This window comes from Streptomyces sp. NPDC006265 (genome assembly GCF_040613555.1).
Lineage (GTDB): Bacteria > Actinomycetota > Actinomycetes > Streptomycetales > Streptomycetaceae > Streptomyces.
Genome location: NZ_JBEXSH010000922.1, coordinates 1 through 3,461, shown reverse-complemented (window position 1 = coordinate 3,461; position 3,461 = coordinate 1). Strand labels below are relative to the sequence as shown.

3 protein-coding genes and 1 pseudogene are annotated in these 3,461 nt (G+C 69.2%); all 4 read left to right on the top strand.

Translation table 11 applies throughout. From position 1 onward, the window contains the following. Positions 1-150: 150 nt before the first annotated feature. Positions 151-568 (top strand): annotated as a pseudogene (locus ABZ281_RS42810) (deferrochelatase/peroxidase EfeB); the annotation flags it as partial. 230 nt (positions 569-798) lie between these two features. After that, positions 799-1,653 carry an ABC transporter permease subunit gene (locus ABZ281_RS42805; RefSeq protein ID WP_356663475.1) on the top strand — a complete coding sequence of 285 codons (855 nt, stop codon included), beginning with the start codon at positions 799-801 and terminating at the stop codon, positions 1,651-1,653. Further along, positions 1,650-2,537 (top strand): carbohydrate ABC transporter permease, encoded by an 888-nt coding sequence (locus ABZ281_RS42800; protein WP_142165520.1) that lies wholly within the window; start codon positions 1,650-1,652, stop codon positions 2,535-2,537. The genes ABZ281_RS42805 and ABZ281_RS42800 overlap by 4 nt, the downstream gene beginning before the upstream one ends. A gap of 17 nt (positions 2,538-2,554) precedes the next feature. Next, on the top strand, positions 2,555-3,461 hold a 907-nt coding region (locus tag ABZ281_RS42795), incomplete at its 3' end, for an extracellular solute-binding protein (protein ID WP_356663473.1).

Sequence of the window (3,461 nt, the reverse complement as noted above, 5' to 3'; positions counted from 1 at the left end):
CTGTGCATGGTGGTCCCTTCCCTGGGTGAGGTGGGAGCGCTCCCACCTCATCAAGCCATCGTTGTCATTGGCGCGTCAAGAGGGTGGTGAGGAGAGGGCGATGTCCGGCGGCCGTGAACGATCAGCGACGATCACCCGGAGGCAGAGGTGGGACGGCGCAAGGACACCGGCGCCCCGTTGGACGGCGCAAGGACACCGGCGCCCCCGCTGGGCGGCGCCCGGGAGGCCGACAGTCCGCACTACGCCAAGGATCCGCACGGCACGGCGATCCCGCTGGACGCACACATCCGGCTCGCCAACCCCCGCACCGCGAAGACCGACGACTCCCGCATTCTGCGCCGGGGGTACAACTGCGACCGGGGTGTCGACAGCGTCGGCGATCTGGATATGGGGCTGGTCTTCTGCTGCTACCAGCAGGACGTGCACCGCCAGTTCGAGGCCACGCAGCCTCGGGATCGACGAACCTCTCGTCGACTACATCTCCCCGACCGGCGGCGGCTACTTCTTCGCCCTGCCCGGTGTGCGGGACTCCTCCGACTGGCTGGGCAGGGGGCGGCTCTCGGCCTGACGCGCGGGGTCCGGACCGAAGTCCCGTCTCTGTCAGAAGTGTTGACCTCGCAATGAAAGCGTTTTAGCTTCCCTTCACCGGACGCGCCGAAGTGAGGGGGAACCGTGGCAACTGGCTTACGGGAACGTGCAGGTGCGAAGGGGGTGAGTCCCGGTCGCCGCCAATCCGGAGGGTCGCCGCACGAACGTAAAGGTTTTCATGGACGCGACAGCCGGACCCTGTTCCTGCTCATGCTTCCCGGCGTCGCCTACTTCCTGCTGTTCCACTACGGCGCCCTCGCCGGCAACGTCATCGCGTTCAAGGAGTACGTGCCGTTCGACGGCCTGTGGGGCAGCCCGTGGGCCGGGTTCGGCAACTTCCGGCGCATGTTCGAGGACGGCGCCTTCTGGGACGCGGTCCTCAACACCCTCTGGATCGCCGTCCTCCAGCTGGTCTTCTACTTCCCGGTACCGCTCGGCCTCGCCCTGCTGCTGCACACCCTCACCTGGAGCTCGGTACGCCGCTTCGTGCAGTCGGTGGCGTATCTGCCGCACTTCATCTCGTGGGTGATCGTCGTCGCGCTGTTCCAGCAGGTGCTCGGCGACACCGGCCTGCTCAACAGCGGGCTCAGCGGGGCCGGTCTGCACACCGTCGACATCGTCGGCGATCCGGACGCCTTCAAGCCGCTCGTCGTCGCCCAGGTCATCTGGAAGGACGCCGGCTGGGGCACGATCATCTTCCTCGCCGCCCTCGCCCAGGTCGACGAGCAGCAGTACGAGGCGGCCGCCATCGACGGCGCCGGTCCCTGGCGGCGCTTCTGGCACGTCACGCTGCCCGCCATCCGCCCGGTGGTCGTCCTGCTGCTCATCATGCGGCTCGGCGACATCCTCTCCGTCGGCTTCGAGCAGATGCTGCTCCAGCGCGACGCGGTCGGCCCCCGGGCCGCCGAGGTCATCGACACCTTCGTCTACTACCAGGGCATCGTCGGCGGCGACTACGGATTCGCCGCCGCCGCGGGCCTGTTCAAGGGGCTCGTGGGGGCCTTCCTCGTCTACGCGGCCAACAAGGTCGCCCATCGCCTCGGCGAACAGGGGGTCTACCGGTGAGCGCGTCCGCCCGGCCCGGCTGGATGGAGAAGCCCCGGCCGCTCACCCAGGCCGCCAAGGCGCTCGCCCTGGCCACGGTCGTGCTCCTGGTGTGCGTGCCCTTCCTGGTCATCGTGTCGACGTCCCTCGCCTCCACCCGGGAGGTCGTCGACAACGGCGGCTGGGTGCTGTGGCCCAGCGAGCCCACGCTCGACGCCTACCGCGACATCTTCGACGGCGGCATCGTCACCCACGCCCTCGGCGTCAGCGCGGGCGTGACGATCGTCGGCACCCTGCTGAGCCTGGCCTGCACGGTCACCCTGGCCTACGCGCTGTCCCGGCCGGGCGTCTTCGGCGGCAGACCCGTACTGCTGCTGGTGCTGTTCACGTTCCTCTTCCCGCCCGGCATGATCCCGAGCTTCCTGCTGGTCAAGGAACTCGGCCTGCTCGACTCCTACGCCTCGCTCGTCCTGCCCGTCCTGGTCAACGTGTTCAACCTGGTCGTCCTGCGCGGCTTCTTCCAGTCGATCCCCGAGGAGCTCTACGAGGCGGCCCGGCTGGACGGGGCGGGGGACTGGCGGGTGCTGGTGTCGGTGGTGCTGCCGCTGTCCAAGGCCGCACTCGCCGTCGTCGGCCTGTTCTACGCCGTCGCCTACTGGAACTCCTGGTTCTACGCCTCGCTGTACCTGGAGAGCGACCACTGGCCGCTCCAGCAGGTGCTGCGCACCTATGTGGTGGCCGGGGCCGGGCTCACCGACGCGACCACGGGCGAGGCGACCGTCACCGCACCGCAGACCGTGCAGATGGCGGTGCTCGTGATCGCCACCGTCCCGATCCTGCTGGTCTACCCCTTCCTGCAGAAGTACTTCACCAAGGGCGTGCTCACCGGCGCCGTCAAGAGCTGACACGAGGTGGTTCATCCATGCCCCGCATGTCCCGACGCACCCTCCTGCGCTCCCTGGCAATGGGCGGTGCCTCCGTCTCCGCCCCTGGTCTGCTGACCGCCTGCTCCTCGGGCTCCGGCGACGGCGACGTCTCCAACGCCGGGAAGAAGCTCGCGCCGTGGCCGGCGTACAAACCGGCGACGGGCCCGAAGCCCGACCTCGCCCCGACCGCCGCCGGTGTCCAGGCCGGATACACCTCCTACCCGTCCGACCTGGTCACGTCGGTCTCCCGCACGCCCGGCGACGGCTCCACCGTGCGCGTCATGACCGTCTCCTTCGGCACACCGCCCAAGCCCGCCTCCGCGAACCGCTTCTGGACGGCGGTCGAGAAGGCCCTCGGCGTGAAGATCGAGTACACGATCATCTCCCAGGCCGACTACCAGAAGAAGATGGCCACGGTCATGGCGGGCGACGCCGACGCCCTGCCCGACATCATCAACATGTTCACCGGGTTCACACTGCCCCGCGAGGCGCAGTTCGTGCAGCGCCGGGCCCAGGACCTCACGCCCTACCTGTCGGGCGACGCGATCACCGACTACCCCAACCTCGCCAACATCCCCATCCACGCCTGGCGCGACATGGGCCGCATCGGCGGGCTCCTCTACGGCGTCCCGCTGGAACGCCCGCTGCCCGGCTCGACCCTGTGGATCAACCAGGACCTGTTCGCCGACGCGGGCATGAAGGAGGGCTGGAGCGCCGAGGACTTCAGCGCCGTGGCCCGACGCGGTACACGCGGCAAGACCTACATGCTCGGCGCCGCCAACGGGTCCCTCTTCGGCAACGGCTTCCACGCCGCCGCCCACAACGCGCCCCAGCGCTGGGCCGTCACCGAGGACGGCACCTTCCTGACGGCGGCGGCCGACGAACGCTACAAGGCGTCCATCG

Bases quoted from the DNA above. Each gene is read 5' to 3' on its own strand.
- ABZ281_RS42805 (WP_356663475.1), top strand. From the start codon at position 799: ATGCTTCCCGGCGTCGCCTACTTCCTGCTGTTCCACTACGGCGCCCTC.